Source organism: Nocardia flavorosea (assembly GCF_015477805.1).
GTDB lineage: Bacteria > Actinomycetota > Actinomycetes > Mycobacteriales > Mycobacteriaceae > Nocardia > Nocardia flavorosea_A.
Genome location: NZ_JADLQL010000001.1, coordinates 1,867,181 through 1,891,864 on the forward strand (window position 1 = coordinate 1,867,181; position 24,684 = coordinate 1,891,864).

The 24,684-nt window shown below is 70.1% G+C and carries 21 protein-coding genes; 8 read left to right on the forward strand and 13 right to left on the reverse strand.

From position 1 onward, the window contains the following. Positions 1-11: 11 nt before the first annotated feature. From IU448_RS08375 to IU448_RS08400, 6 genes are all read right to left on the reverse strand, one after another. Positions 12-1,394 carry an alpha/beta hydrolase family protein gene (locus tag IU448_RS08375; protein WP_195054825.1) on the reverse strand — a complete coding sequence of 461 codons (1,383 nt, stop codon included), beginning with the start codon at positions 1,392-1,394 and terminating at the stop codon, positions 12-14. Positions 1,395-1,862: 468 nt separating this feature from the next. Continuing rightward, a complete protein-coding gene (locus IU448_RS08380; protein ID WP_195054826.1) occupies positions 1,863-2,897 on the reverse strand; it encodes an ATP-dependent 6-phosphofructokinase in 1,035 nt (344 codons plus the stop codon). Positions 2,898-2,988: 91 nt separating this feature from the next. After that, positions 2,989-3,894, reverse strand: coding sequence for a hypothetical protein (locus IU448_RS08385; RefSeq protein WP_324188534.1), 906 nt, complete (start codon positions 3,892-3,894; stop codon positions 2,989-2,991). 135 nt (positions 3,895-4,029) lie between these two features. Then, entirely contained in the window at positions 4,030-6,627 is a 2,598-nt protein-coding gene (locus IU448_RS29700) for a serine/threonine-protein kinase (RefSeq protein ID WP_416382966.1), read from the reverse strand. Positions 6,628-6,699: 72 nt separating this feature from the next. Then, a complete protein-coding gene (locus IU448_RS08395) occupies positions 6,700-7,380 on the reverse strand; it encodes a response regulator transcription factor (RefSeq protein ID WP_195054827.1) in 681 nt (226 codons plus the stop codon). Positions 7,381-7,434: 54 nt separating this feature from the next. After that, complete coding sequence (locus tag IU448_RS08400) at positions 7,435-9,108, reverse strand: sensor histidine kinase (RefSeq protein ID WP_324188535.1); 1,674 nt, start codon at positions 9,106-9,108, stop codon at positions 7,435-7,437. 196 nt (positions 9,109-9,304) lie between these two features. On the opposite strand from IU448_RS08400, the gene IU448_RS08405 reads away from it, so the two are divergent. Both IU448_RS08405 and IU448_RS08410 read left to right on the forward strand, forming a co-directional pair. Continuing rightward, positions 9,305-9,610 (forward strand): hypothetical protein, encoded by a 306-nt coding sequence (locus IU448_RS08405; RefSeq protein ID WP_195054828.1) that lies wholly within the window; start codon positions 9,305-9,307, stop codon positions 9,608-9,610. A gap of 38 nt (positions 9,611-9,648) precedes the next feature. Next, positions 9,649-10,359, forward strand: coding sequence for an ABC transporter ATP-binding protein (locus IU448_RS08410; protein ID WP_195055126.1), 711 nt, complete (start codon positions 9,649-9,651; stop codon positions 10,357-10,359). Between the two features lie 101 nt (positions 10,360-10,460). Here IU448_RS08410 and IU448_RS28800 read toward each other — a convergent pair whose 3' ends face one another. The 3 genes from IU448_RS28800 to IU448_RS08425 form a co-directional block, all read right to left on the reverse strand. Next, the gene (locus tag IU448_RS28800; protein ID WP_280456652.1) at positions 10,461-12,599 is read right to left on the reverse strand and encodes a serine/threonine-protein kinase; all 2,139 of its coding nucleotides are present in this window, start codon (positions 12,597-12,599) and stop codon (positions 10,461-10,463) included. 106 nt (positions 12,600-12,705) lie between these two features. Beyond that, complete coding sequence (locus IU448_RS08420; RefSeq protein ID WP_195054829.1) at positions 12,706-13,368, reverse strand: response regulator; 663 nt, start codon at positions 13,366-13,368, stop codon at positions 12,706-12,708. A 118-nt stretch (positions 13,369-13,486) separates the two neighbouring features. Further along, positions 13,487-14,755 (reverse strand): sensor histidine kinase, encoded by a 1,269-nt coding sequence (locus IU448_RS08425; RefSeq protein ID WP_228812072.1) that lies wholly within the window; start codon positions 14,753-14,755, stop codon positions 13,487-13,489. Positions 14,756-14,896: 141 nt separating this feature from the next. Between IU448_RS08425 and IU448_RS08430 the strand changes: the two genes are divergently transcribed. The 4 genes from IU448_RS08430 (at position 14,897) to IU448_RS08445 (ending at position 19,035) form a co-directional block, all read left to right on the forward strand. Then, on the forward strand, positions 14,897-15,802 hold the full coding sequence (locus tag IU448_RS08430; protein ID WP_195054830.1) for a hypothetical protein: 906 nt from the start codon (positions 14,897-14,899) through the stop codon (positions 15,800-15,802). Beyond that, on the forward strand, positions 15,799-17,511 hold the full coding sequence (locus tag IU448_RS08435; protein WP_228812073.1) for an alpha/beta-hydrolase family protein: 1,713 nt from the start codon (positions 15,799-15,801) through the stop codon (positions 17,509-17,511). Before IU448_RS08430 ends, IU448_RS08435 begins: the two co-directional genes overlap by 4 nt. Before the next feature lie 124 nt (positions 17,512-17,635). Then, entirely contained in the window at positions 17,636-18,559 is a 924-nt protein-coding gene (locus IU448_RS08440; RefSeq protein ID WP_195054831.1) for a hypothetical protein, read from the forward strand. Positions 18,560-18,591: 32 nt separating this feature from the next. Beyond that, on the forward strand, positions 18,592-19,035 hold the full coding sequence (locus tag IU448_RS08445) for an SRPBCC family protein (protein ID WP_195054832.1): 444 nt from the start codon (positions 18,592-18,594) through the stop codon (positions 19,033-19,035). Between the two features lie 536 nt (positions 19,036-19,571). Here IU448_RS08445 and gatA read toward each other — a convergent pair. Beyond that, positions 19,572-21,044 carry an Asp-tRNA(Asn)/Glu-tRNA(Gln) amidotransferase subunit GatA gene (gene gatA, locus IU448_RS08450; protein ID WP_195054833.1) on the reverse strand — a complete coding sequence of 491 codons (1,473 nt, stop codon included), beginning with the start codon at positions 21,042-21,044 and terminating at the stop codon, positions 19,572-19,574. Positions 21,045-21,070: 26 nt separating this feature from the next. Next, positions 21,071-21,370 carry an Asp-tRNA(Asn)/Glu-tRNA(Gln) amidotransferase subunit GatC gene (gatC, locus tag IU448_RS08455; RefSeq protein WP_195054834.1) on the reverse strand — a complete coding sequence of 100 codons (300 nt, stop codon included), beginning with the start codon at positions 21,368-21,370 and terminating at the stop codon, positions 21,071-21,073. Positions 21,371-21,618: 248 nt separating this feature from the next. Here gatC and IU448_RS08460 point away from each other — a divergent pair, with 248 nt between their 5' ends. Next, on the forward strand, positions 21,619-22,269 hold the full coding sequence (locus tag IU448_RS08460; RefSeq protein ID WP_033241261.1) for an amino acid-binding protein: 651 nt from the start codon (positions 21,619-21,621) through the stop codon (positions 22,267-22,269). 13 nt (positions 22,270-22,282) lie between these two features. Here the strand turns inward: IU448_RS08460 and IU448_RS08465 are convergent, their stop codons facing one another. After that, positions 22,283-22,612: a hypothetical protein gene (locus IU448_RS08465; protein WP_416382967.1), complete on the reverse strand. Its 330-nt coding sequence runs from the start codon at positions 22,610-22,612 to the stop codon at positions 22,283-22,285. A 538-nt stretch (positions 22,613-23,150) separates the two neighbouring features. Here IU448_RS08465 and IU448_RS08470 point away from each other — a divergent pair. Further along, on the forward strand, positions 23,151-23,354 hold the full coding sequence (locus IU448_RS08470) for a hypothetical protein (RefSeq protein WP_228812076.1): 204 nt from the start codon (positions 23,151-23,153) through the stop codon (positions 23,352-23,354). A gap of 24 nt (positions 23,355-23,378) precedes the next feature. Here the strand turns inward: IU448_RS08470 and IU448_RS08475 are convergent, their stop codons facing one another. Beyond that, complete coding sequence (locus IU448_RS08475; RefSeq protein WP_195054836.1) at positions 23,379-24,623, reverse strand: AAA family ATPase; 1,245 nt, start codon at positions 24,621-24,623, stop codon at positions 23,379-23,381. Positions 24,624-24,684 lie beyond the last annotated feature (61 nt).

The following is a 24,684-nucleotide window of genomic DNA, read 5'->3' on the forward strand; positions in this document are numbered from 1 at the left end:
CGGCGGTCACCTCAACCTGCCGGTATCCGCGCACCGAGCCAGCCGGTGACGGCATCGAGTACCACAGGGTCGACGGTGGTCTCGATGGATTCGTATTCGCTGGGCAAGCCGGTGTAGGCGGGCTGCATGAGATGGTTCAGCCCGTCGAAAACCCGGATCTCCGAGTCGGGGTTGCCGGCCAGCAGAGCACGCATGGTCGCCACGTTCGGGTCCTCGGTCACCTGAGCGTCCTTCGACCCGTACAGCGCCAGGACCGGCATCTCGAGCGCGGCCAGGGCCGGCGCGGGATCGTAGGACACCAGCGCGGCCATATACGGCGTGTTCTGGGTGGTGAGCAGTTCACTGGCGGTACGCAACTCGGCCGGCAGCCCCCGGTTGTAGGTTTCGCAGAGCCGGGCTGCTTTGGTGAGCCGGCCGGCGCGCAGCGCGGCGGTCCAGTCGGTGAGGAAAGCGCGATGGTCGTCGACCTGCTCCGGGGTCGCGCCGGCGGCCTCGAATGCCCGGGTGCCCTGGTCGAAGACGATATCGGTACCGGTGATCGCCGGCCCGGCCATGAGCACCACGAACGCAACCCCGTTCGCGGGCCGCGCGGCGACCAGCGGCGCCAGATAGCCGCCCTCACTGTGCCCGAGTATCCCGATCCCGGCCGGGTCGATATCCGGACGGCCGCGCAGGTAGCCGAGACCCGCCTCGATATCGGCGGACAGATCGGCGTAATCGGCCTGTTCCAAGTTGCCGCCCGTACCGCCCACACCGCGGTCGTCGGTGCGCAACACCGCGTAACCCGCGCGGGTGAGGCTATCGGCGAGCAGCAGAAACGGGCGATGGCCGGCGATCTCCGCATTGCGATCCTGCGGACCGCTCCCGCTGACGAGGACGACGGCCGGCACCGGCACCGGCGTATCGGGCCTGGTCAGCGTGCCCGCGACGGTGATGTCGCCGCTCTGGTACGAAACCTCCTCCAAGAGATAGGGATACGGTGGCCGCGGCTCCTGCGGACGGGCCGGCGGCGGCACCGGTGCGCGATTCAAGGTCAGCCCGAAAGTCTGCCCGGAGCGGCGGAAATCACCGACGATCGTCCCGGCGGATTCGTCCAGCCGGCCGTCGAACCGGGCGTCGCCGGGGATATCCCGGATCCCGAACCGCACCTCGTCGGGTTCGGCCACCACGTCGGTCAGCGGATGGCTCGCCACCTGCCGGGCGGGGATATCGATGACACCGCTGTGGCGGCCGGTGAACTCCACCCCCACCACCAACGGAGCGCCGGGGACTTCGACGGCACCGTGCCACCGGCCGGCCACGCGATCGTCGGCCGGCTCCGCTCCACAGCCGGCCAGCATCGCAACGAGCGACCACACAACCACTACCGGCAACGCTCCCCTGCCACGGCGCATGGTCAGACTGTAACGCCGCGGCCCTTGCCCGCAGCCGTCTTCGGCGGTCGACAGCGCGGGCGGGGTCGCGAGTGGACTTCGCCGCCGTGTGATCGGTGTAGTCCGGGCAGCGGACTTCCCGACAATGTGGGCTGTGCAGAGGGGCGGAAAAACTGACAGAGGGGGCCCGGTTGTCCGCTCGGCCCACACCGCGGCGCGGTGGGGATCCGACCGGCGGCGACTCAGGTCGGGTGGTGCTGGAGGCCCGGCCCGACGCGCTGGCGTCCCTCGCGGGCCGACACCGCGCCGAGCTCATGCACTGCCGAGCGCGCACCGCGGCGAGGACGTCGTGCGGCAAGGTCGCGTGCGGCTGAGACGTTTACGGCGGATTCGGGAAACTTCACCGGGACCGCGTTGCGGATGCACCGGTTCCTGCTCGATTTTGCGGGCCGGGTGCTTCTCGCGGACACGTGGGCCGTAGGGCGGAGGCTAGCCGAAGAATGCCTGTGCTTCGTCGTAACGGTCGGCGGGGACCCGTTTGAGTTGTTTCGTCGCTTCGTGCAACGGGACCAGGCCGATCTCGGTGCCGCGCAGCGCCACCATCTGGCCGAAATGGCCGGCGTGTACAGCCTCGGCGGCGTGCAGGCCGAAGCGGGTGGCGAGAACGCGGTCGTACGGGGAAGGGCTGCCGCCGCGCTGGACGTGACCGAGCACGGTGGTGCGGACTTCTTTGCCGATCCGCCGCTCGATCTCCATTCCGAGCTGCTGGGCGACCCCGGTGAACCGTTCGTGCCCGAACTCGTCGACACCGCCCTCGCGCAGGGTGAACCCGGAATCGGGGGCCGGATGCGATCCTTCGGCCACCACGCAGATGAAATGTTTGTCCCCGCGCTGGAAGCGGCGTTTGATCAGCGCGCACACCTCGGTGACGTCGAACGGCTGCTCGGGCACCAGGGTCAGGTGCGCGCCCGCCGCCATCCCGGCGTGCATCGCGATCCAGCCGGCGTGCCGGCCCATCACCTCGATGAGCATCACCCGCTGGTGGGATTCCGCGGTGGTGTGCAGCCGGTCGATCGCCTCGGTGGCGATGGACAGTGCGGTGTCGTGGCCGAAGGTGACATCGGTGCAATCGATATCGTTGTCGATCGTTTTCGGTACGCCGACCACGGGAACACCTTCCTCGGACAGCCAGCTGGCGGCCGTGAGGGTGCCTTCCCCGCCGATCGGGATGAGCGCTTCGATGCCGTTGTCGTCGAGGGTCTGCCGGATCCGGCTCAGACCAGCCCGCAACACGTCCGGGTTCGTGCGGGCGGTACCGAGCATGGTGCCGCCCTTGGCGAGCAGGCGGTCGGTGCGGTCGTCGTTCTGGATGCGGATCTTGCGGTCCTCGAGCAGTCCCCGCCAGCCGTCCTCGAAGCCCACGACGGCGTCGCCGTAGCGTCCGTTCGCCGTGCGGACGACGGCACGGATCACCGCGTTCAGTCCCGGACAGTCCCCACCGCCGGTCAGGATTCCGATGCGCATGGCGCCCATCTTGCCCGCTTCCGGCCCGCCGCGCCGCCCCGGGCCCGTGAATGTCGGGTAACGCCTGCGCCGGCGCGCCCGCACGCCGCTGTCAGGCCGGGCAGGACCCGCCGGTGAATTCGGCCAGATGCTGCGAGATCAGGCCCGCCATCTCGTCGAGCATGTTCATCCCGTCGGAGAAGGTGCCCGAATCCGGTTGTGCGGCAAGAGCGACCGCGATCATGCCACCGGTGACGGGAACCAGGCCGAACTGGCGCACCAGATAGGCGCCGTCGGGGTCGGGACCCCAGCCGCCCTTGAATTGCGCCTCGGCGAAGGACGAACCCAGCCCCCACTGCTGATTCGCGTTCACCGAACCCATCAGTTCGATCACCGTATCGGCTCCGGGCAGGCAGGGCAGTTCGGCCGCGAACCGCACCTGATCGGCCAGCGACCATTCGGATTGGCCGAAGGCCGAATACCCCGACCGGACCGGTTTCTCCTGGACCACTGTCGTCTCGTCCCCGCCTTCGCGCAGGACCGCCTGCACCGCCGCCGCGGCAGCACGCGGGGTGCCCAGTGCCGACCAGAGACTTTCGGCAGCGGAGTTGTCCGAGGCGGTGATGGCCGCCGACGTGGCATAGGTCTGCCCGCCGGGGTTCTTGCGCTCGGCGGCGACAACCAGCGGAACCTTCATCGTCGACCAGGCCGGGCCGGTGGTCCATTTCCCCATTCCGACGAGGCGCTCCCCACCGACCGGCATGATCGCCAGCCCCAGTTCGCCTTTCTGCGCCCGCTCCAATTCGACGAAATCGGCGGCCAGCGTGCCGGGAACGGTGATCAGCACTTCCGCGCCGGGTGAATCGGCCGCGGCCGCCTGGGTGACCGAGGTGGCCGGCGCTGCGGGTTCGGCGGCATCGGAACCGCAGGCGGTGACGACTGCGGCGGTGAGCAGGCAGCCGAGCAGGGCGAGCGGGCGCCGGGCCGGAAAGAGTTCCCGTTTCTTCTCGGTCGACACAGCTCTGCGCATGACTATTGCGATCTCCCACAGTTTCGTACCCGGTCGAAGCACCGTACTTCATCGGCGACCATAGCCCGGCCCGGATGGACCCGCGAACTTTGCGCGGGCCCGCGCATCCCGCGTACCGGCCGATCAGTACAGGTACACGACGGCGTTGTTGCCGCCGCGGCAGGTGACCAGGCCGTCGGCCGCGACGCATTCGAGGGTGTACGCCTGTCCGGTGACCGGGCTGGTGGCCTCGACGGAAACCGGTTCGCCCTCGGCGGAGACCACCGCGGGATCCAGGTAGGCCTGCCGGACCGCTTCGGCGAATTCGCAACTGGTCACCGTGGTACCGGCCGCCGCCGAACCGTAGGCCCCGCCGCCGGACGCGGTCGTACAGGGCTGCGCTCCGGCCGGCAGCTCGGCGCGGGTGGTGGTGGTTGTGGTGGAGGTGCGGGTCGGCGCGGTGGAGGTGGCCGGCGCGCTGCTGCGCGCGGCGGTGGTCGTGGCGCCACCGGTGGATTCGGCGGCGCTCGGCGATGCGTCGTCGCCGGACCCGAGAAAGGCGAACCCGGCAATCGCGATCAGCACGACGATCAGGAACACCCCGGCGCCGGCCAGGATCGGCACCGCGCGGGACCGCCGATCCTCCTGGGCAGGCGCGGGCGGGCGGGCCGCGTTCGCCAGATAGCTGTCGCGGTAACCGGCCTCGTAGGCGGCGGCATAGGGGTCGGGTTGCGGGGCGGGCCCGGCACCGTAGGAGTCGGGCGGTGGCGCCACCGGATCGGGGCCGGCGCCACCGTAACCGAACAGGCCGGCGGGTCCCGGCGGGACCGCGCCGGGCGGGTACTGGTCGTCGGATGCGTCCCCGCGCTCGGCGGTCCACCAGTCCCCGGCAGCGGGGTCGGCCGCACTGCCCGGCCCGGGCGTACGCTCGTCCGGCGCATAGGCGTGCTCGTCGGGACCGTACGCGCGGCCGGTCGGAAGGTGGGCCTGCTCGTCCATCCGCCGGGTGTCGTCCTCCGGCCGGTAGCCGTGCTCACTCGGCCGGAAAGCGCCGTCGGCGTGTGCGTCCATCGGGTACTCGCCCGATCGGTAGCCGCGTTCGTACGGCCGGAAGCCTTGTTCACCCTGACCGTGAGCGCGGCCTTCGAGCGGGTGGCCGGTCGGAGAGTAGTTCTCGTACTGCTCGGACGGCTGCTCGTCCCGGACATACGGATGCCGGTCCGAGTAGTCCGGACCGTCCGGCCCGTGGGCATACCCGGCCGGCGGCTGATCGCCCGCTCCGTAATCGCGTTCATGCGGATCGGCAGACGGGTCGGCCGGGCCGTATGTGTGCTGGTCCGAGCCGTAGGCATGGTCGTCGGGCCCCGGTGGAAGCCGGTAGGCGCGCGTGGCATCGGCCCCGGCGGGGTCCGGGCCCGGGGCGGCGGGCGACGGCTCGAAGACGTTGGTGGTCTTCTCGGCGCCGGGCGCGGTGCGGGCAAGGCCCTGGCCGTAGATGCGGGTCGCCTGGTCGGGCGGGTAGAAGTCCGCGACCGGCATCCCACCGGTGGCCGGCGCCGCATCCGGGCGCGCCGCGGGATCGGCGGCCGGATGCAGCTGCTGATCCTGGTACAGATGCGCGTCGGGGAACGGGCGGATACCGGCCGCCGGGGCTTCGGGTTCGGCCGGCTCGTCGGCGGCGATCGGGGTGAACTCGAATTCGGCCGGGCGCACCGAGGTGGGATCGCCGGGGATGATCGCGGGCAGGGTCGTGGTCTGGTCCGGGGCGCCGTCTTCGTCCCGGTTCGGGATACGGACCACCAGGGTGGGTATACCGCCGGTCGGCGGGGCCTCCGCGGCAGACGCGGGGGTTGCGGGGAATTCGCCGGTTCCCGGTGCGGATGCCGCGTCGGGATGCGGCGGACGTGCCGGGGAGTTCAATGCGGTACGGGCTGCGACAGCTAGTTCTCCTGCCGTAGCGAAACGCTCGTGCGGATCCTTGGCCATACCGCATGCGATCACATCGTCGAATGCCGCCGGCAACCCGGTTCGCTGAAGGCTTGCCCGAGGCGGCGGTTCGGCCAGATGCGCCCGGATCAGCATGCCGATACTCGCAGCGTCGAACGGTTGCGCGCCGGTGAGACATTCGTGCAGGACACACGCCAGCGAATAGATATCGGCACGTGCGGTGACCGGGACACGCTCGAACCGTTCGGGCGCCATATAGGTGTAGGAACCGACCGCGACCCCCGCCTGTGTCACGGCCGAATCGCCGGCATGGTGGGCGATCCCGAAATCGGCGAGGTAGGCGAAATCGGCGTCGGTGACCAGGATGTTCGCCGGTTTCACATCGCGGTGCACCAGCCCGTCGGCGTGCGCGGCGTCCAAAGCGGCGGCGATCTGCTCGATCACGGTGACCGCACGCTGCGGGGTCAGCGGACCGCCGGACTGCAGCACGGCCCGCAGATCGGTGCCGGCCACCAGTCGCATATCGATGAACAGCCGGCCATCGATCACCCCCCAATCGTGGATGGGGATGATATGCGGTTCGGCCAGCCGCGCCGCGGCCTGCGATTCGCGGCGGAACCGGGTCTGATAGTCCGGATCGCCGACCAGACCGCCGGAGAGCAGTTTGAGCGCGACCACCCGGTCCTTGACGGTGTCGTAGGCCTCGTAGACCTCGCCCATCCCGCCGCTACCCAGCAGGGAACGCAGCTCGTAAGGACCGAACCGTCCGCCGACTTCGGAACCTGGCGCCTGCACCCGTCCATCCTCTCCACGTCGCGGGCGCCGTATCGACCCGGCCGCGTAGTCGCGCCGGGCTGCCCGTCAAACCTAGGATTGTCCAGGGGAAACCACACCCCGGTCAAACGCGTACACGATGGCCGCGGCACGGTCCCGCAGTCCCAGTTTGCCGAAGATATGGCCCACATGGGATTTCACGGTGACCTCCGATATTCCCAGCGCGTGGGCGATCTCACTGTTGGCCCGGCCCCGGCCGATCAGGGCCAGCACCTCGTATTCGCGGCCGGTGAGCTCCCCACCGGCGGGCGGCACGACCGGAGCGACCGCGGAGGTGCGGTAGGCCGACAGGACGCGGCCGGTGACGGCGGGATCGAGCCACGCCCCGCCCGCGGCGACGGTGCGGACCGCCCGGATCAGATCCTCGGCGGGGGAATCCTTGAGCAGGAACCCGGCGGCGCCGGCGCGCAGGGCCCCGGACAGCAACTGGTCGTCGTCGAACGTGGTGAGCACGAGCACCGGCGGTTCGTCGGCGCGGGCCCGCAGCAGCCGGGTGGCCTCGATCCCGCCCACCCGCTTCATCCGAAGATCCATGAGCACGATATCGGGCGTATGCGTCGCGACCGCGGCGAGTACTTCGTCCCCGTCGGCGCATTCGCTGATCCGGAACCCGTCGCGGCGGCGCAGAATCCGGCGCAACCCGCCGCGCACGAGTTCCTGGTCGTCGACGATCAGCACCTCGAGAGGTTCCGGATCGCTATCGGCCCTGGTCATTGTTCCTCCTGTGCACAGGCGGCCGGTACCGGCAGGTTCGCTTCGGCGCCCATCTCACCCGCTACGAAGCCGGGGAACACCGACCGATTTCGTCAGCGCACAGTGTTGCTCGCGGGCCGCGGGGGCGGAACCGCCGACCGGCTGCGCGCGGTCGTGCAACGGAAATTCCGCCCGCACGATCCAGGTGCCGACTTCGGGGCCGATGTGGATCCGGCCGCCGAGCCCCTCCGCCCGCTGCCGCATTCCCGCGACACCGGTGCCGTGCCCGATACGCGCGCCCGGCGGGAGCTGATTGCGCACCCGTACGACCGCCGACCGCGCGCCGACCTCCAGCGCGAACTCGACAGCCGCGCCGGGTGCGTGTTTGGCGATATTGGCCAGTGATTCCTGGCAGATGCGATAGAGCGCGAGGCCGACCGCCGCGGAGATCCGGTCCAGCTCACCGGTCACCCGGCGGCGTACGGTCACCCCGGCGTTGGCGAAGTCGTCGATCAGGTCGGAGATATCGTCGGCGCCCGGCTCCGGGCCCGCCGCGGCCCGCCCGGAATCCAGCAGTCCCACCGTGCGCCGGATATCGGCCATGGCCTGACGGCCCAGGCGTTCGGCGTCGGCGAGCGCGTCCGATGCCTCCACCACATCGCTGTCGGTGGTGAGCGCATGCCGCGCGGCGGTCACGTGCAGCAGGGTCACGGTGAGCGAATGGGCGATGACATCGTGCACCTCGCGGGCGATGCGGTTGCGTTCGGCCGCCGCGGCCTGCGCGGCCCGCACGTTCTGGTTCTCCCGTTCCTGATACAGGTACAGCCGCTGATACTGCAGCATCACCCCGACCAGCCAGCCGAGCAGGATGCCGAGCGCGTACATCGGGACCCCGGTGCGCAGGTAGTCGTTTTCCCACAGCGCCTGACTCAGCACCGCGAAAGCGACCAGTTCCACGGTCGCCAGCAGGGCCAGCGGGATACTCACCCGTTTCGGCGCGATCGCCGCGATCTCGGCGGCCACCACCATCAGCACGAACGGCGCGAAATCGGATTCCACCGGTTGCGCGAAGAACAGCGCCGCCGCAACCATCGTCGCCAGCCCCAGCGCCAGCGGCCGCGGCACGATCCCGAACAGCACATACGCCGGTACCGACAGGAACAGCAGCACTACGGCGAGCAACGGCAGCACGGTCGGGAAGTACTCGTGCCGTTGCAGGCAGGCGACAAGACCGAGGACGAGCAGCGCGAGATCGGCGGACAACACCACCTTCGGCGGGTAGTCGAACGGCAGGTCGCCCAGCGGGTGCCAGCCGGGCCGCAACCGCCCGCTCGGCCACCGGTCCGCGAACCGGCGCCACGCCCGGCCGATCCGAGCTGCCACCGACCGGCGATCATCTAGTGCACCGGCATCCGGGCCGCTACCCGCCCCAGCACCGTCACCAGCGCCCCCGCTCAGCCCGGCCGCAGCACCTTCGACACCTCCCGCGACCTCGTCCGCATCAGCACAGCCGAAACCCGCCGCCGGAACCGCCGCGGCACATGCGCCGGCAACAGCATCCCCGCCCTGCCCCACCGCGGCACCTGCATCACCCCCCGCGACCCCGTCCGCACGGCCGGGGCGGTCGATGGCCTTCATACCGCCCACGACCTCGGTACGGCCGTCCGCCGTGTTCGCACGGCTGCCCTCCTCCACGCGCCGCCGGGCACTGCCCGCCGCGGAACCGGCTGTGAGGTAGCTCTCAGGCACGTTTCCAGGGTAATCAGCCCGGCCCCCGGAAACATCCACCCGAGGCCGGGGCTCGCCTCCGACCCCGGTAGGAGATCGATTCACGCCTGCCGCACGACGAAAAGCGGGAGCCCGGTCCGTAGCGTGGAACGCGCCGACGCCGCACCGGATCGCACCGGTCGGCGCACCCCAGGCCCCGACCGAAAGGGCACGGATCATGTCCTGGACAGAACAGCATCTGCGCACCGAAATCCTGCGCACGGTTCTCGACCGCGCGGCCGCCGATCCGGCCCGTGCGGACCTGTTCGACGATATCCCCGGCCTCGACCGATTGTTCGGCGGACCGCACGGAGTACTTGCGGCCCTGCGCTATCGGTGGAACATTCATCTGGACGCCAAGCTGGAACTGGGTGCGGCCCAGAGCCGGACCGTGGACGAGGCATACCTCGAGCTTGCGGCCGAACAGCCGGTGCTGCGTGCAGTGCTGGATGCCCGGACGGCGTCGCGGGTGCTGGTCGCGTGAGCCACTCCCGGCCGATATCTGTGGAAGACGGGGTGGCGATGACGCAGCCGGCCATGCTGGAACTGACCGACGTCGTGAAGGAGTACCGGGTCGGCGAACAGCCGGTGCGGGCGCTCGACGGAATCGGCCTGCGCCTGGACGCGGGCGAGTTCACCGCCGTGATCGGCCCGTCCGGATCGGGCAAGAGCACGCTGCTGCATATGCTCGGCGCGCTGGACCGCCCCGACTCGGGGTCGATCCGGTTCCAGGGTGCCGAAATCGGCGCGTTGAGCGAGGACCAGCAGTCGGAATTCCGCCGGCACCGGGTGGGGTTCGTATTCCAGTTCTTCAATCTGCTGCCCACCCTGTCGGCGTGGGAGAACGTCGCGGTCCCGAAACTGCTGGACGGCCGAGCGCTGCGCAAGGCCAAGCCGCGGGCGCTGGAACTACTGGACCGGGTCGGGCTCGGTGCGCGCGCCGAGCACCGACCCGCCGAACTGTCCGGTGGACAGATGCAGCGGGTGGCGGTGGCGCGTGCTCTGATCATGGACCCGCCGCTCATCCTGGCCGATGAACCCACCGGCAACCTGGACTCGAAAACCGGCGCTTCGATCCTCGAGCTGCTGGCCGAGGTCGCGGGGTCGGGTAATTCGGTGGTCATGGTGACCCACGACCGCGGCGCGGTGGACTACTGCGACCGCGTGGTCACCCTCGGCGACGGACGCATCGGATCGGACGAACGCACCATCGCCCACACCGTCGGCGCGTAACAACCGGGGCAGCCCGACACCGGGCGCGAGCGCCGAAACGCTCGTGCGGCCCCGGGCACGGGGCTGGTGACCGGCGATCCGGGTTCAGCGGCGGGCAACTACTACAGGGGCGCGTCGGCCCACCAGAGGTGGATGTCCTGCCGTGCGGTCGGACTCCATTTCCGGACGAACAGCAGCGAGTTGCTGCGCGGCGAGTCCCCGCCGGAGCCGAAGGAAACCAGCATGTTCACAGTGAACTGGCCGCGAGTGCCGGTATCTTCCCAGACATGCGAGGTGTACGCTTCGCCGGATTTGGTGCCCACCGACGTCTCGTGTGCGGGGAGTCCGGCGATCACCTCGCGGACGGCTTCGGCGTCCGGGTAGGTGACGATCGTGTAGTCCATCCGGGTGGGATCCAGCTGAATCTGCCGGCAATCCCAGATCGCGTCCCAGGGCCGGCTGTCCAGCACATCGTCGAAGACCGGCACATCCGGTAGCAGCGGGATCCGATCGCCGGGACCGAACCGGCTGCACCGCGCATCCTGGTAACCGAAACCGTCGAGTTCCGAACCCTGCGGCAGCAGGCTGGGGAACAAGCGGCGGGTGCGGTCGCCGGGCTCGCCGCCCGGCGAATCACCGGGGCCTGCCGTACTGGTGGGCTCCCGTTCCAGGGTGGAGGTCTGCGGCGGGGCCGATGCGCTGCCGGAGTCCGAATCGTCGGCGCCCAGGAGCACCACCACCACCGCCGCGACCAGCGCGAGCACGATGAGCGGCACCAGAATCGCCACGGCGATCCACGGTGCCCGGTTGCGCCGCATCGGCGGTGCGGTATTACCGGGCGGGGCGTATCCCGGGGGCGGCGCGGAATAGCCGGGTGGGCCGGGCGCGTAACCGCCGTGCCGCATGGTCGCCGTGGCGCCGCTGGTTTCCACCGATTCGCCCGCGTAACCAGCCGGTGCGCCGGCGTGCTCGGGTCGCGCCCCCGGCACCACCGGTATCCCACCGGTATGTTCGCCCCCTGCCGGTACCTGCGGATTCGCGCCGGTCCGCTCCACGTTCGCCGGTACGGCGCCGAACCCACCGGTCTGCTCCACCGCCGAACCGGGTGAGCGGGCGGGCGGCGCCGGTCGCGTTATCGCGACAGTGGGTTGCGCGCCGGTCGGATCGGCCTGTCCCGCCGTGGTATCGGCACGGGCCGGCGCCACCGCACCGCCGGTCTGTTCCACAGACGGCCCGCGCGACGAGCCCGCCGGCTGCGGCGGTACCGCCGAGGGCGAACCGCCCGCATATCGGCCGTCGGCCGGATAACCCGGCGGCCCGGCAGCCGGCGCACCCGGCGGAACGGGTGGCGCGGGAGCGTAACCCGGTGCCGGCGCGCCGAATCCGAGGCCGGGTCCGGTCGTTTCCGTCACCGGCGCGGGCGCAGGCGCCGTCAACGCGTGCTCCGCGGCCGCGGCGAATTCCGCACATGTCCGGTACCGGTGCGCGGGATGTTTGGCCATCGCCTTGGCCAGCACCGGATCCAGGCCCGGCGGCAGACCACGCCGTTTGACCGCCAGCGGCGGCGGTGCCAGCTGCAAATTCCCGTGGATGATATCGGCCGGATTCGGGGAATCGAACGGCGCCATTCCGGTCAGCAACCAGTACAGCGTGCAGGCGAGTGAATACTGGTCGGAACGGCCGTCCATATCGCCGCCGGTCATCTGCTCCGGGGAAGCGAACGCGAGGGTCGCGGTGAACATTCCGGTCTGGGTCAACCGGACCGTTTCCGCACGTAACCGCGCCAGCCCGAAATCGGTCAGGAATACCCGCTCCCCCTGACCGGTATTGGCCCGAGCGAGCAGGACATTGGACGGTTTCACATCCCGGTGCAGAACACCCATTCCGTGTGCGTAATCGAGCGCGTCGGCGACACCGGCAATGATGTGCACCGCCTTCTCCGGGGGCAGTGTCAGGGCATTCACGGTACCCGCGTCGGCCCCGTCGATGTACTGCATGCACATCCACAGGTGCTCGTTTTCCGCGCCGCGGTCGTACACCGTGACGATACTCGGATGATCCAGTGCGGCGGCCAGATCCGCTTCCCGCTCGAAACGTGTGCGGATGGCGGCGTCGGCGAACAACTCCGGTTTGAGCAGTTTGAGCGCGGTCAATTTCCCGAGCCGGGGATGCCGGGCCAGATACACGGCACCCATTCCGCCTTCACCGAGTTGCCGCTCTATGGTGAACCCGGCGAACACGTCACCGCTGTTGAGCAACACGACCCCCTTCGGGTGACTGACAGACTCGTGAGCCTACCGGGCACACACCGCCGGTTCCGTCGTGACAACGGTAATCCGCGCATTCCATGAAAATCTGACGATCCGATCAGCCGGGGGTGACCAGACCCGATTCATAGGCCAGCACCACCGCCTGCGCCCGATCACGCAGATCCAATTTGGTGAAGACCTTCGACACATGGGTTTTCACCGTCTGCTCGGCAATGAACAGGGACTCGGCGATTTCGGTATTCGACATCCCCCGGGCGACCAACTCCAGAATTTCGCGCTCCCGCGGTGTGAGCGCCGCCAGCGCGGGCGAGGGGGTGCGGCGCGCGGACCGCCGCATCGTCACCTCGGCGATCAACCGCCGGGTCACGGTCGGCGCCAGCAGCGCCTCCCCGGCCGCCACCACCCGCACCGCGCGCACCAACTCCTCGGCCGGTGCGTCCTTGAGCAGGAACCCGCTGGCACCGAGTCCGAGCGCCTCATAGACGTAGTCGTCGATATCGAAGGTCGTCAGCATGAGCACCCGCACCGGCGGATCGAACCCCGCGGACAGGATCGAACGCGCCGCATCCAGACCGTTCATCTCCGGCATCCGGACATCCATGAGCACCACATCGGGTCGTAACCGCGCCGCCTCGGCGACCGCCACTTTCCCGTCCGGCGCGTCACCGATCACACTGATATCGGGCTGCGCGGCCAGTAATGCCCCGAACCCCTGCCGGACCATGGCCTGATCGTCGGCGATCAACACGGTTATTGCCACGCGCTCAGCTTATTTGTTCGCGCCGCCGCCGGCAGCGCGGGTTCGGGGCCCCTCGGTCCGGTCGAGACCGAGCCGCCTGCTTCCTGCACCGTCGTGCGGTCGTTGCAGCCGACTCACCCTATCCGGGCGTACCGAGTTGGGTGACGGTCGCCGTGGTCAGGTCCACGGCGACCGTGCGAGGCAGCAGCGCACTGACCCGGAATCCACCGTCTGCCGTCGGTTCCGCGGTCAGCCGGCCGCCGACCGCGAGCGCTCGCGCCTGCATGCCCGCAATCCCGTGTCCGCCGTTTCCGATGGCGGCCGGACCGGTACCCGGACCGTTGACGACGCTGAGCGTGACCGTATCGGCACAGTCGATCCCGATCCGGACCGCGGCGCCGGGCGCGTGCCGGCCGGCGTTGGCCAGCGATTCCTGCACGATCCGGTACAGCGCGGAGCCCACGGTATCCGGTATCGCCGTGAGCGTGCCCTCGACCGACCAGGTGAGGTCCACACCCGCCCGGGTCGCGGAGAGGAACAATGCCTCCAGATCGGCCGCGGTGGGTTGCGGGGTGTGCTCGGCGAGCTGACCGTCGCTGCGCAGCACACCGAGCAGGCCCCGGATCTCGTTGAGCGCTTCCCGGGCGGTGGCGCCGATCGATTCGAATTCGGCCCGCGCCGCCTCGTTCACACCGCTCACCCGGTACGGGGCCGTCTGCGCCTGCACGACCACCAGCGACATATGGTGCGCCACCACATCGTGCAGATCGCGGGCGATGCGCGCTTTCTCCTCCAGAATGGTGCGCCGCGCACGTTCGAGTTCGCTGACTTCGGTCTGCCGGTTCAATTCGGAGCGTGAACGGATCAGCGAACGCAGCAGCGCCGCGACGAACACGGTCGCGGCCAGCGAAACCGGCCAGGCCCACGGATCGGCGCCGACCCCTTCCTCGGCGAGCGCCGCGCCCAGCAGCAGCGAGGTCGCCGCCCACACCACGGCCACCAGCGGCGGCGGCGACCGCAACGCCACCCCGAACACCAGGAAGTAGAGAGCGAGGATGTGCACTACCTGAAACGGCAGCGCCTCGCCGGGTTCGTTCGGTACGGCCAGGGCGATGAGCAGCGCCGAACCGGCGGAGACAGCCCAGCCCAACGGTGCGTTGCGGCGGATCAGCAGGACCGGCAGGGCCGCGAAGGCCGCGACGAGCGGCGCGATCGACCAGGGCACGTCATGGGTCAGGTGCAGGGTGGGCCAGGCGACTGTGAACAACACCAGCGCCACGAGGACCGTGCCCGCATCCACCCACCATCGGGGTCCCAAGCGGGCGAGCCGGCTCCGGAGAGGCGGCGACTTCGCGGCCGGTTGCGCGGCACTGAACTCCATCATGGCCCCGACACTACGAACCGCCATCTGGTTCCACCTCATACCGTGGGGTGAATTCCGGCCCGTACACCCGGGGTAGATCCCGCCCGTCCTCCCCGCCCGGAGCGGGCCCGAAACCCCTCCTGAGCGGGACGTCTGCGACCGTGCACGATTCATACCGTCACGGCCATGGTTGTCTCGAACACTGCCGCGCGCCGCCGGGCACCGGTGCGCCGCCGGCCCGCCGCGCTTGCCGTAGCGGGGGCCGCCGTGGCGGCATCGCTGCTGACGGTACCCACGGCCGATGCCGCCGGACCACCGGCCGACGCCACTCCGGCCGCAGCCGCCGTGCGCGCGCTGACCGCCGCGGACGCCGCGGACGCATCGCGGCTTCCGGACGATTTCCGCGCCGTCACCGGATACCGCCCGAGGGTCGTCGAGGGAATCCTGGTCGCTCCGCAGGGCTCCTGCTCGTCCCCGGTACCGCTGCCGGCGGAGTTCGAGACTCCGTGCAAGGCCCACGACCTCGGGTACGACCTGCTGCGCTACGCCCAGCACACCGGGCATCCGCTCGGCGAGTGGGCCCGCCGCGACCTCGATCGCGCACTCGCCGACCGGATGTTGTCGGCCTGCCGGCACCGCCCCGACCCACTTGCCCGCACCCGCTGCACCGCCATGGCCGGGATCGCGGCGACAGCGGTGGACCTCAATTCGCGGCGGCAGGGTTACGGGGTTCCGGTGGTCGAGCATTTCTCGTTCGCCGAAACGACCACGACCTGGCTGCCGCGCGTAATCGCGCTGGTATTCGCCGCTTTCGCGGTGTTGCTGACCCGGCGCACCTTCGCGGGCGCCCGGTTCCGCCGCCCGGCGTGGGCCGTCGTGGCGCGCCGGACCGGCAAAGCCGCACCGGCTGCGGCCGGGCCGGCGCAGCGCGGCGCACGGCAAGAACAGACCGGCCCGCAGACACGCCCCGAGCTGCCGACCGGCGGCCTCCATTCGCGGAAGCCGTTGGGCGCGCGGCCATTGCACACATCACCGGCGGTTTCGGCACGCGCCGCGTTCTCGGTGACCCCGTTCCGGCAGGAGTTCGCATGAAAGACATCGCCCCCGCCGCATCGGTCCAGTCCCTCCGGCCACCGGCACTGTTCCTGCTCCGGCCGTTCGCACCACCCCGTACCGGGGTAGCGGCTCCCCCGCTCTCCCCGGCCGCAATCGCGACAACCGCGCGCGGAAACTTCCGCCGCCTGCTAGACCGCGGTTTCCCCGTCGGCGCCACCCTCGCCGTTGCCCTGGGCACGATGCTGTCGCTGACCCCCGGCCTGCTTCCGCGCTCGGCTGCCACTCAGGCCGTCCTCACCTCGGTACTGGTCGTCGCCCTGCTCGGTATCGCACGAATCTGCGGGGTCTTGCACTCCCGTCGCCGGCGCGGCGCCCCGGGCCGGCGACTGCCACACGGCGGAATCGGCTTCCGCGGCCTGAGCCCGTCCGGCGCCCTGTCCACCGACGGACCATTCCCTGCGTCGCCGGCTCGCGACGGGCAACCTGCCAACACACTCATCGACGGAATCGGCGGCCGGCCGCGGCGGGCGCTTGCCGACCGGCCGGCACACCTGCTGATCGGGCGGCGCGCAGGTGCTTTCACCGGGGACCGAAGCCGGGCGGCCGCAGACCTTATGGCCGGTGTGCCGGCAGTGCGGCATCTGGTGCTGAGCGCGGCTGTTTCGGCTGCGGCCGTCGCGGTGTTGCACGCGGTGTCGTGGCAGAACACGCTGCGCGATGCCATGGGGGTCGCGCGGACGGGACCGGAGCACTGGTTCTTCTGGGCGATCGGGTCGTTGGTGCTCAGCGTCGTCCTGGTGGCCGCGGCATCGGGGGCCGGCCGGTTGCTGCGGCGGATCGGCTGGTCGCGCGGGTTGGTGATGGCGGTGGTGGCGACGCTGCCGCTGGCCTTTTTCGGGGTGCCGGCGGCGGTGAGTGGTGGTGGTGGTGCGGATTCCGGTCTCGTGCGACCCGCCGCGGTGACTCGATCCGGTAGCGCCGAATCGCTGGTGAGCTGGGCTTCGCTGGGGCGGGAAGGGCAGCGATTCGTCACGAACGGCCCGGCTGCAGCGGTGCGGGTGTATGTCGGGTTGCGGTCGGCACCCGATCTGGCGTCCCGGACCGAGCTGGCCGTCCGCGAGCTCGAGCGGGCCGGCGCGTTCGACCGTTCGCATCTGGTGGTGGCTGTCCCGACCGGTTCGGGCTGGGTGGACGCGCGGGCTCTGCGCGGGTTCGGGGCCCGGTTCGGAGCCGATTTCGCGGTGGCGGCGTTGCAGTATTCACACCTGCCGAGCTGGGCGACGTTCGTGCTCGGCCGGGATTCCGCCGCGGCTTCGGCCCGTGCGCTGTTCACGGCCATCGAGGAACATGCCGCGACCTTGCCGGACCCGCCGCGGCTGTATCTGTACGGGCAGAGCCTGGGTGCGCTCGGCGGTAGCGCAGTGTTCGCCGGGGCGGCCGAGCAGAACCGCCGGGCGTGTTCGGTGCTGTGGGCGGGTATGCCGGGCGGCGGTGGGCCGGAGCCCGGGGCACGGACGGCGGTGCTGGCCAACACGTCCGACCCGGTCGTGCACTGGACACCTGACCTGCTGTGGCGGCCACCGGACCTGACCGGCGCACGTCGAGATGCCCCGGCCCCCGGATGGCTGCCGGTGGTGAGTTTCGTCCAGACCACCGTCGATCTGCTGGGAGCCCTGGCCGCGCCACCCGGTCACGGCCACCGCTACGACGTGGACCAGGGCACCGCACTACCCGGCTGCGAATAACGGCGGACCACGCGGCGCCGGGGTTTGCCCGCCGGATGCGGGCGCGCCACCACGCTCGCACCGGCCCGCACCGCCTACGGTGCCGTTCGGAAACGCACAGGTTCTGCCCTTAAGGTGTCCCACCATGGCTTCACCCAGTGACGATCACCGGCGCCGGAAACGGCACCGGCTGCGGCGGATATCCCCGCCCGTGCTCGCCGGCGCCGCCCTGCTCGGTCTGGCGATCACGGCGGTATCGGCGCCCGCCTCCGACGCCGTCGGTTTCGACGGTTCGATCACGGGCCCCACCGGACTGGCGGTGGTAGATCTGACCTCGGGTGATCCGGGCCGGGCGGCCGCGACGGCCATACCGCGCGGCTTCGCGGCCCACTCCGGTTACAACCCCGTACTGCGGCAGGGGGTGCTGGTGGCACCCGACGGTGACTGTTCGTCACCGGTCGAGCTACCGCCGGAATTCGATACCGCCTGTATGGCCCACGACCTGGGCTACGACCTGCTCCGCTACGCCGACAGTGTCGGCGCCCCGCTCGGCCCGTGGGCCCGGCAGGAACTGGACCGCGCCCTGGGCGTGCGGCTGCACCAGGCCTGCGACGCGCATGCCGAGCCGATGGTGCGGACCCGCTGCGAAACCCTCGCCTCGGTCGCGGCCACCGCGGTGGAGCTGAACTCCCGCCGCCAGCACTACGGGGTCCCGGTGGTGGAAACCTTCACGCAGGCGGCGACCCAGGCCGCCACCGAACATCCGACCCAGCCGTGGCTACTGCGGCTGCTCGCTCTCGGACTGTCGGCCATCGTGGCTCTGGTCCTGGGCGCGCGGCGGCTGCATCGGCGGGTCCGCCGTCCGGCGATCGTCGGGGTCGGCGATCATCGCGGCCTACCGGCGCATCCCGGGCATATCGTGGCGTCGGCCCGGACCGCGCGGCGCCGCCCGCGGTTCGTCCTGCCCGGCCCGATACGGCTGCCGGCGGACCCGGTTCCGCTGCCGCAGCTACCGTTGCTTCCGGTGCCCGGGAAATCGCCGGTCCGGCACGGCCGCGCGGCCGGTTGACCCCCGTCTATAACACGTTCTAGTTTGGGGGCGTGATTGTTGTGGACGACGTGGTCGAAGTGGACGCCCCCACCGAGGTGGTGTGGTCGGTCCTCACCGAATTCGACCGGTACAGCGACTGGAATCCCTTCATCGGCCGCTGCCGCGCCGAGCTGACCGTCGGCGCGCCGATCGATATGCGGGTCCAGCAGCTGATGCCGCTGCCGATCCCCATGCGGGAATTCATCCACACCGTCACCGCGGGCCGGGAATTCGGCTACTCCATGAAACCGCTCCCCTTCGGCGCGCTACGCAGCAACCGCACCCATACCCTGACCCCGCTCGACGGCGACCGCACCCGCTACGAATCGCATTTCGAACTCGCCGGCCGGCTGGCGCCGCTGGTGGGCCTGCTGTTCGGCCGCGGTTTCCGCCGCGGTTTCCCGGCTATGACCACCGCGGTGGAACGCGAAGCCGAACGCCGGCATACAACCTGACTCTCTCCTGGCCTGCTCCCACCGTCCGAGCGACCCCACGCGGCCCGTTCCCACGGCCGGCACCACCCACGACTCGAGCCCTACACCGGGAGCGAACCACGCCGACACCGCCGGCACACCGGACCGGCACGAGCGACTCGGCGCGGTGGATCCCGGGCACCCCGACGCCCGACGGGGCGGCGTGTTCGCACCACCAGGCGCGCGTGCCGATCGCGCTTCCGACCGCCCACACTCGGCTTGCGCCCCTGGAGGTGGCCCGCCCGCGGCGCCCGACGTCGCCGAAAACATCGCCGCCGAGGTCGATCGGACGCGAACTCGACCGTATCGACCTACCGGACGTGCACGCAGCTACTGCGCAGGAGCAGAGGCCCGGCAGAGAACGCTCGCCGTCCCGACACCGGACCCGCCCGGCACCCGCGATACCGGTTCGCCCGGCAGCACACCGAGCGACTGCCGCCGCGTGGCGGGGCCGACGGATACACCGCGGGCGGCGACCCGCAAAGGGTCACCGCCCGCGACTGTAGACAGAGGACTGCTCAGGCGATCGGTCCGCGCGCCGCCTCGTAGGCCGCGCCGACCCGGTACAACCGGTCGTCGGCCAGCGCGGGGGCCATGATCTGCAGACCCACCGGCATCCCGTCGTCCCGGCTGAGGCCCGACGGTACCGACATCGCCGGATGCCCGGCCAGGTTGGTGGGCAGGGTGCACAGGTCCGACAGGTACATGGCCAGCGGATCGTCGACCTTCTCCCCCAGCTTCCACGGGGTGAACGGGCTGGTCGGCGACACCAGGACATCGACTTGCTCGTAGGCCCTGTCGAAGTCGCGCGCGATGAGCGTGCGCACCTTGAGCGCCTGACCGTAGTAGGCGTCGTAGTACCCGGCCGACAGCGCGTAGGTGCCGATCATGATGCGCCGCTTCACCTCGGGCCCGAACCCGGCCGCCCGGGTGGCGGCCATGACCTGCTCGGCGCTGTGGTGACCGTCGTCGTCGACGCGCAGGCCGTACCGCATGGCGTCGAACCTGGCCAGGTTGGACGAGACCTCACTGGGCATGATCAGGTAGTAGGACGCCAGCGCGTACTCGAAGTGCGGGCAGGACACCTCGACCACCTCCGCGCCGAGATCCTTCAGCACACCCACCGCGGCATCGAACGAGGCCAGCACACCCTGCTGGTAGCTGTCGGAATGCAGTTCCTTGACCACGCCGACCTTCACACCGCGCAGATCCCCGCCCGCACCCCGGCGCGCGGCCTCGACCACCGGCGGAACCGGTACGTCACGGGAGGTGGAATCGCGCGGATCGTGTCCGGCGATCACCTCGTGCAGCAGTGCGGTGTCCAGTACCGTGCGGGCGCAGGGACCGCCCTGGTCCAGCGAGGACGCACACGCGACCAGCCCGTACCGCGAAACCGTGCCGTACGTGGGTTTGGTGCCGACGGTCGCGGTGACCGCGGCCGGCTGCCGGATCGACCCGCCGGTATCGGTGCCGATCGCCAGCGGCGCCTGATACGAGGCCAGCGCCGCCGCCGAACCACCGCCGGAGCCACCGGGGATACGCCCGGTGTCCCACGGATTCTTGGTCGGCCCGTAGGCGGAGTTCTCGGTGGAGGACCCCATCGCGAACTCGTCCATATTCGTTTTCCCGAGAATCGGGATACCGGCGGCCCGCAGCCGGGCGGTCAGCGTGGCGTCGTACGGCGCCACCCAGCCCTCGAGAATTTTCGACGCGCAGGTGGTGGGCATATCGGTCGTGGTGAACACGTCCTTGAGCGCCAGCGGCACCCCGGCCAGTGGCGAGGCCGGCGCTTGCCCGCCGGCCAGTGCCGTATCGACCTCGGCGGCGGCCGCGAGCGCCTGTTCACCGGCGATATGCAGGAACGCGTGATAGTCGCCGTCGACCTCGGCGATCCGGTCCAGATGCGCCCGGGTCACCTCCACCGACGACACTTCCCGGTCGTGGATCTTGGCGGCGAGTTCGGCCGCGCCGAGCTGGGTCAGCTCGCTCATGCTGTGTTGCTCCGGGCCTGACTCGCTCATTCGCCCTCTCCCAGGATCTGCGGAACCAGGAAACGCTGGTCCTCGCTGGCCGGTGCACCGGACAGCGCCTGCTCGGGGCTGAGCCCGGGACGGACTTCGTCGGGGCGGGTCACGTTCGTCACCGGATCGGGTGTGGACGTGGCCGGAACATCGGCGGCGGCCACCTCGGAGATGGTCGCCACATGGCTGAGGATCGAATCCAGCTGTCCGGCGAACTGATCGAGGTCGGCCTCGGACAGGGCGAGCCTGGACAGCCGGGCGAGGTGTGCGACCTCGTCGCGGGAGATGGCGGTCACCGCGAACCCCTTTCGGCGTGTAGTTCGGATACGGATCACGAGCAACGAACAGCCTAATGGTGCGGCCGGCCGGGGTCGGTCGCGAGGCCACGCCGGGCACCTCCGGTCACCCGATTCTCGCCGTCCGCTACCGTTGCGCGGCGGTCAGCGCGCACAATTCGAGTCGATAACCGCCCGAAATGGGTGTAAGGATGGGCAGACCGGGTATTCGTTCAGAGCCTCGGCCGCAGAAGGAAAGGGAAACGCACGTGTCATATCTGCTCCGCGTGCAACTTCCGGATCGTCCGGGAAGCCTCGGATCATTGGCGGTGGCGCTCGGGACTGTCGGCGCCGATATCCTCTCGCTGGATGTGGTCGAACGCGGCGCCGGGTTCGCCGTCGACGATCTGGTGGTCGAGATAGCCCCCAACGCGCTTCCCGATACGCTCATCACCGCAGCGGAATCGCTCGGTGATGTGCGAGTCGATTCGATCCGGCCCTATTCCGGTGTCCTCGACACCCACCGCGAACTCGAACTCATCGACAATGTGGCCAATGCCCGCGACGACCGCTTACAGGTGCTGGTCGACGGTATCCCGCGGGTGCTGCGGGTGGGGTGGAGCACGGTGCTCGATATCGGCCCGCAGGGTGCCTACCGGCTGGTCGGCAGCCAGAGCGCACCGCAGACCCAGGCGGCCTCGGTGCCGTGGATGCCGTTGCAGAAACCCCTCGCTCTCGACGCCGACGCGGATTGGGTGCCCGAGATCTGGCGCGATATGGACACCAAGATGGCGGCCGCGCCGCTGGGACCGTCCAGTAAAGCTCTGCTGCTGGGCCGTCCCGGCGGACCCGATTTCCGGCCTTCGGAGGTGGCGCGCCTCGGCTATCTGGCCGGGATCGTCGCCACCGTTCTCGGCTGAGGCCGCTCGGTAGCTACTTCCCCGGTTCGACGATCCGCCACCGATCCGGTTTACCGGGCGGGTAGGCGACAGTGAGCGTATCGCCGATGGCCGGCCAGTAGGCCGCATCCCAGACCAGCCGCCCGTACACCACTTTCCCCGGTTCGGAAGGGCCGGAAAGGTTCCCGGTGACGGTGACGAACTGCTCGCCCATCGCCTCGGGCCGCGGGCTCACCCCGGTGAGATACAGCGATCCGACCTCGGCGTCCTGCGGCAACGCGGTACCCCGCCGCCCCCGGAACACCAGGACCAGCATCCCGACCAGTGCGGCCACCATGACCGCCAGCATCGCCAGTTCGAACACTCCCCCATGGTAGGCGTACCTGCGCCGCACCCTCACCTACGCACATCGACACGCCCACGACGGTGCAGTCTGCGCCGGCCTCGATACGTGTCCGTACACCGGCCGACGCGATCCGGGGCAACGACAGGCGCACCGCGCCGTTCGGGACATCCGGCTGTCCGTGGGCCGGCAACACTCGGTACGGAGCACGCCGACGCGCACCCCGCACGCGGCGAGTGACCGGCGCGGGACACACGGAAGGAGCGTCACGGAACGACCGGCCGGCTCCGTGACGTCCGGCTCGGTCGGACTCGGCCGAATCGTGCATCACCGCTCCGGCCGGGGCACCCCCGCCCGGCACCGGACCGCCGAGCCCGGAGGCGGAATGTTGCTGCCGAACCCGTTGCGCTGAAGAAAAAACGGCCGCCCACGTCGATAACCCCCATATGTGCGAGACCGGCGCCACCGGCGCATCAGCCCGCCACTACCGGGTATTCGGAGAGTACCGATGTGGAAGGAAACGACCGACATGCCGGACTCATCGATTCGAGCAGGTGCCATGGGTAGCCGAGTAGTAAGTATTGTCATCCTCGTCTGGTTCGTGGCGGGGCTGGTCGCCGCCGGGCAGCGTGGCTATTTCAACGAACCGCCGGCCCAATGTTCCCACGTCACGACCCTGGCGGTCACAGTCCTCGCCGGACCGCTGAACTACCTGGGAATGAACCCGAAGATGGGTTGCACACTCCCGCAACCGAGCAACTAGCCGGTGCCGGCGTACGCCGGCTTCTCAGGACATCGCGAGGGTGCTCGTACCGGCCTCGGATCGGCGGACGGTCCAGACGCCGGTCCGGGTCCGCGCCGAGCGGCCGTTACCACGGTCGACGAGGGCGCGGTCGCCGGTCGTGTACACCAATTGCGCACCGCGGGTGTTGGTTTCCGGGTTCTGGAACAGCTGGATCAGCCGGTCGGCCTCCTCGACGGTCAGTTGCGCGCCGATATCGTCGACGACGAGCACCTTGCCCGCGTCCAAGGCGTCGAGCAGCACCGGTAGCAGCCGCAGCAGCGCCACGGTCGCCGAGGATTCCTCGGCCAGGGTGAACACCGGTTCCACACCCGTGTGCACCAGCCGCAGCCCGACTCCGCGCCGTGCGACCATCCGCGTGTACAGGGCGTCACGCGCATTGCGCATATTGGTCAGTTCACGTGCCAGCTGCGCCGCGGTGAGCCCACTGTCCTGTTCCAGTTGTGCCGCGTACGCGGCCGAGCCCGCCGCGCGATCGGTCTGCTCGCTCAGTGCCGCGATGTCGGCGTCGAGGTCGCGCAGGTAGTCAGCGTAACCGGGATCGTTCTGGGCGATGAGCAGATCGGTGATACCGAGATCGGCGGTCTGCAGCAAGGTCAGCACCCGGGCAGCGTTCTCGGTGGACCGCGACAGATGCGAACCCACCCGCAATTCGACCGAGTCGATATCGCCGGTGCCGCGCAGCACCTCGAGCATCGTCTCGAACCAGCGGTAGGCGGGCACCAGCGCCTCGGCGTACATTTGCCCGGCCAGGCTCAACAGCAGCGCGTTCGGCCGCACCAGCGGTATCAGCGCGGTGATCCCGAACCGCGCGGCTTCGAACATGGGCCCGACCCGCACCGCCTCGCCCTCGCGTTCGAACACGATCCGCTTCCGCGACCGCGGATGACTGTAGAGCCATTCGGCCGCCACATCCGCGGCATCCAGCCGGAACCCGTAGGTGTAGGGCGTCTCCTCGGCGATGAACACCGCCTCGAACTCCGCCGGCCGGCCGGTATGCCCGAGATGCGGCGCACGCTCGGGTCCGGCGTAGGGATCCCAGCCGGTCACCGAACGCAATACCGCCTCGCGCATATGTCCCAGCGCGTCGACCAGATTCGATTTACCGGCCGCCGGGCCGCCGTGTACCGCGGTCACCGGGACCGCCACCGGCGCACTGCCGCGGGTCAACCGTAATTCCTGTAGGTCGGCCAGTGATTTGTGGTTGGACACCCGAAAACTGCGCAGCATCCCGCCATCCTGCCGTGCCCGGCCCCGATTCCGCGGGACCGGGATACCGATCGTGTCGAAT

What these genes read in the sequence shown, in the direction of transcription:
- IU448_RS08375 (WP_195054825.1), bottom strand. Translation starts at nt 1,394, where the DNA reads ATGCGCCGTGGCAGGGGAGCGTTGCCGGTAGTGGTTGTGTGGTCGCTC.
- IU448_RS08380 (WP_195054826.1), bottom strand. Translation starts at nt 2,897, where the DNA reads ATGCGCATCGGAATCCTGACCGGCGGTGGGGACTGTCCGGGACTGAAC.
- IU448_RS08395 (WP_195054827.1), bottom strand. Translation starts at nt 7,380, where the DNA reads ATGACCAGGGCCGATAGCGATCCGGAACCTCTCGAGGTGCTGATCGTC.
- IU448_RS08405 (WP_195054828.1), top strand. Translation starts at nt 9,305, where the DNA reads ATGTCCTGGACAGAACAGCATCTGCGCACCGAAATCCTGCGCACGGTT.
- IU448_RS08410 (WP_195055126.1), top strand. Translation starts at nt 9,649, where the DNA reads ATGACGCAGCCGGCCATGCTGGAACTGACCGACGTCGTGAAGGAGTAC.
- IU448_RS08425 (WP_228812072.1), bottom strand. Translation starts at nt 14,755, where the DNA reads ATGGCGGTTCGTAGTGTCGGGGCCATGATGGAGTTCAGTGCCGCGCAA.
- IU448_RS08430 (WP_195054830.1), top strand. Translation starts at nt 14,897, where the DNA reads ATGGTTGTCTCGAACACTGCCGCGCGCCGCCGGGCACCGGTGCGCCGC.
- IU448_RS08435 (WP_228812073.1), top strand. Translation starts at nt 15,799, where the DNA reads ATGAAAGACATCGCCCCCGCCGCATCGGTCCAGTCCCTCCGGCCACCG.
- IU448_RS08440 (WP_195054831.1), top strand. Translation starts at nt 17,636, where the DNA reads ATGGCTTCACCCAGTGACGATCACCGGCGCCGGAAACGGCACCGGCTG.
- gatA (WP_195054833.1), bottom strand. Translation starts at nt 21,044, where the DNA reads ATGAGCGAGCTGACCCAGCTCGGCGCGGCCGAACTCGCCGCCAAGATC.
- IU448_RS08470 (WP_228812076.1), top strand. Translation starts at nt 23,151, where the DNA reads ATGGGTAGCCGAGTAGTAAGTATTGTCATCCTCGTCTGGTTCGTGGCG.
- IU448_RS08475 (WP_195054836.1), bottom strand. Translation starts at nt 24,623, where the DNA reads ATGCTGCGCAGTTTTCGGGTGTCCAACCACAAATCACTGGCCGACCTA.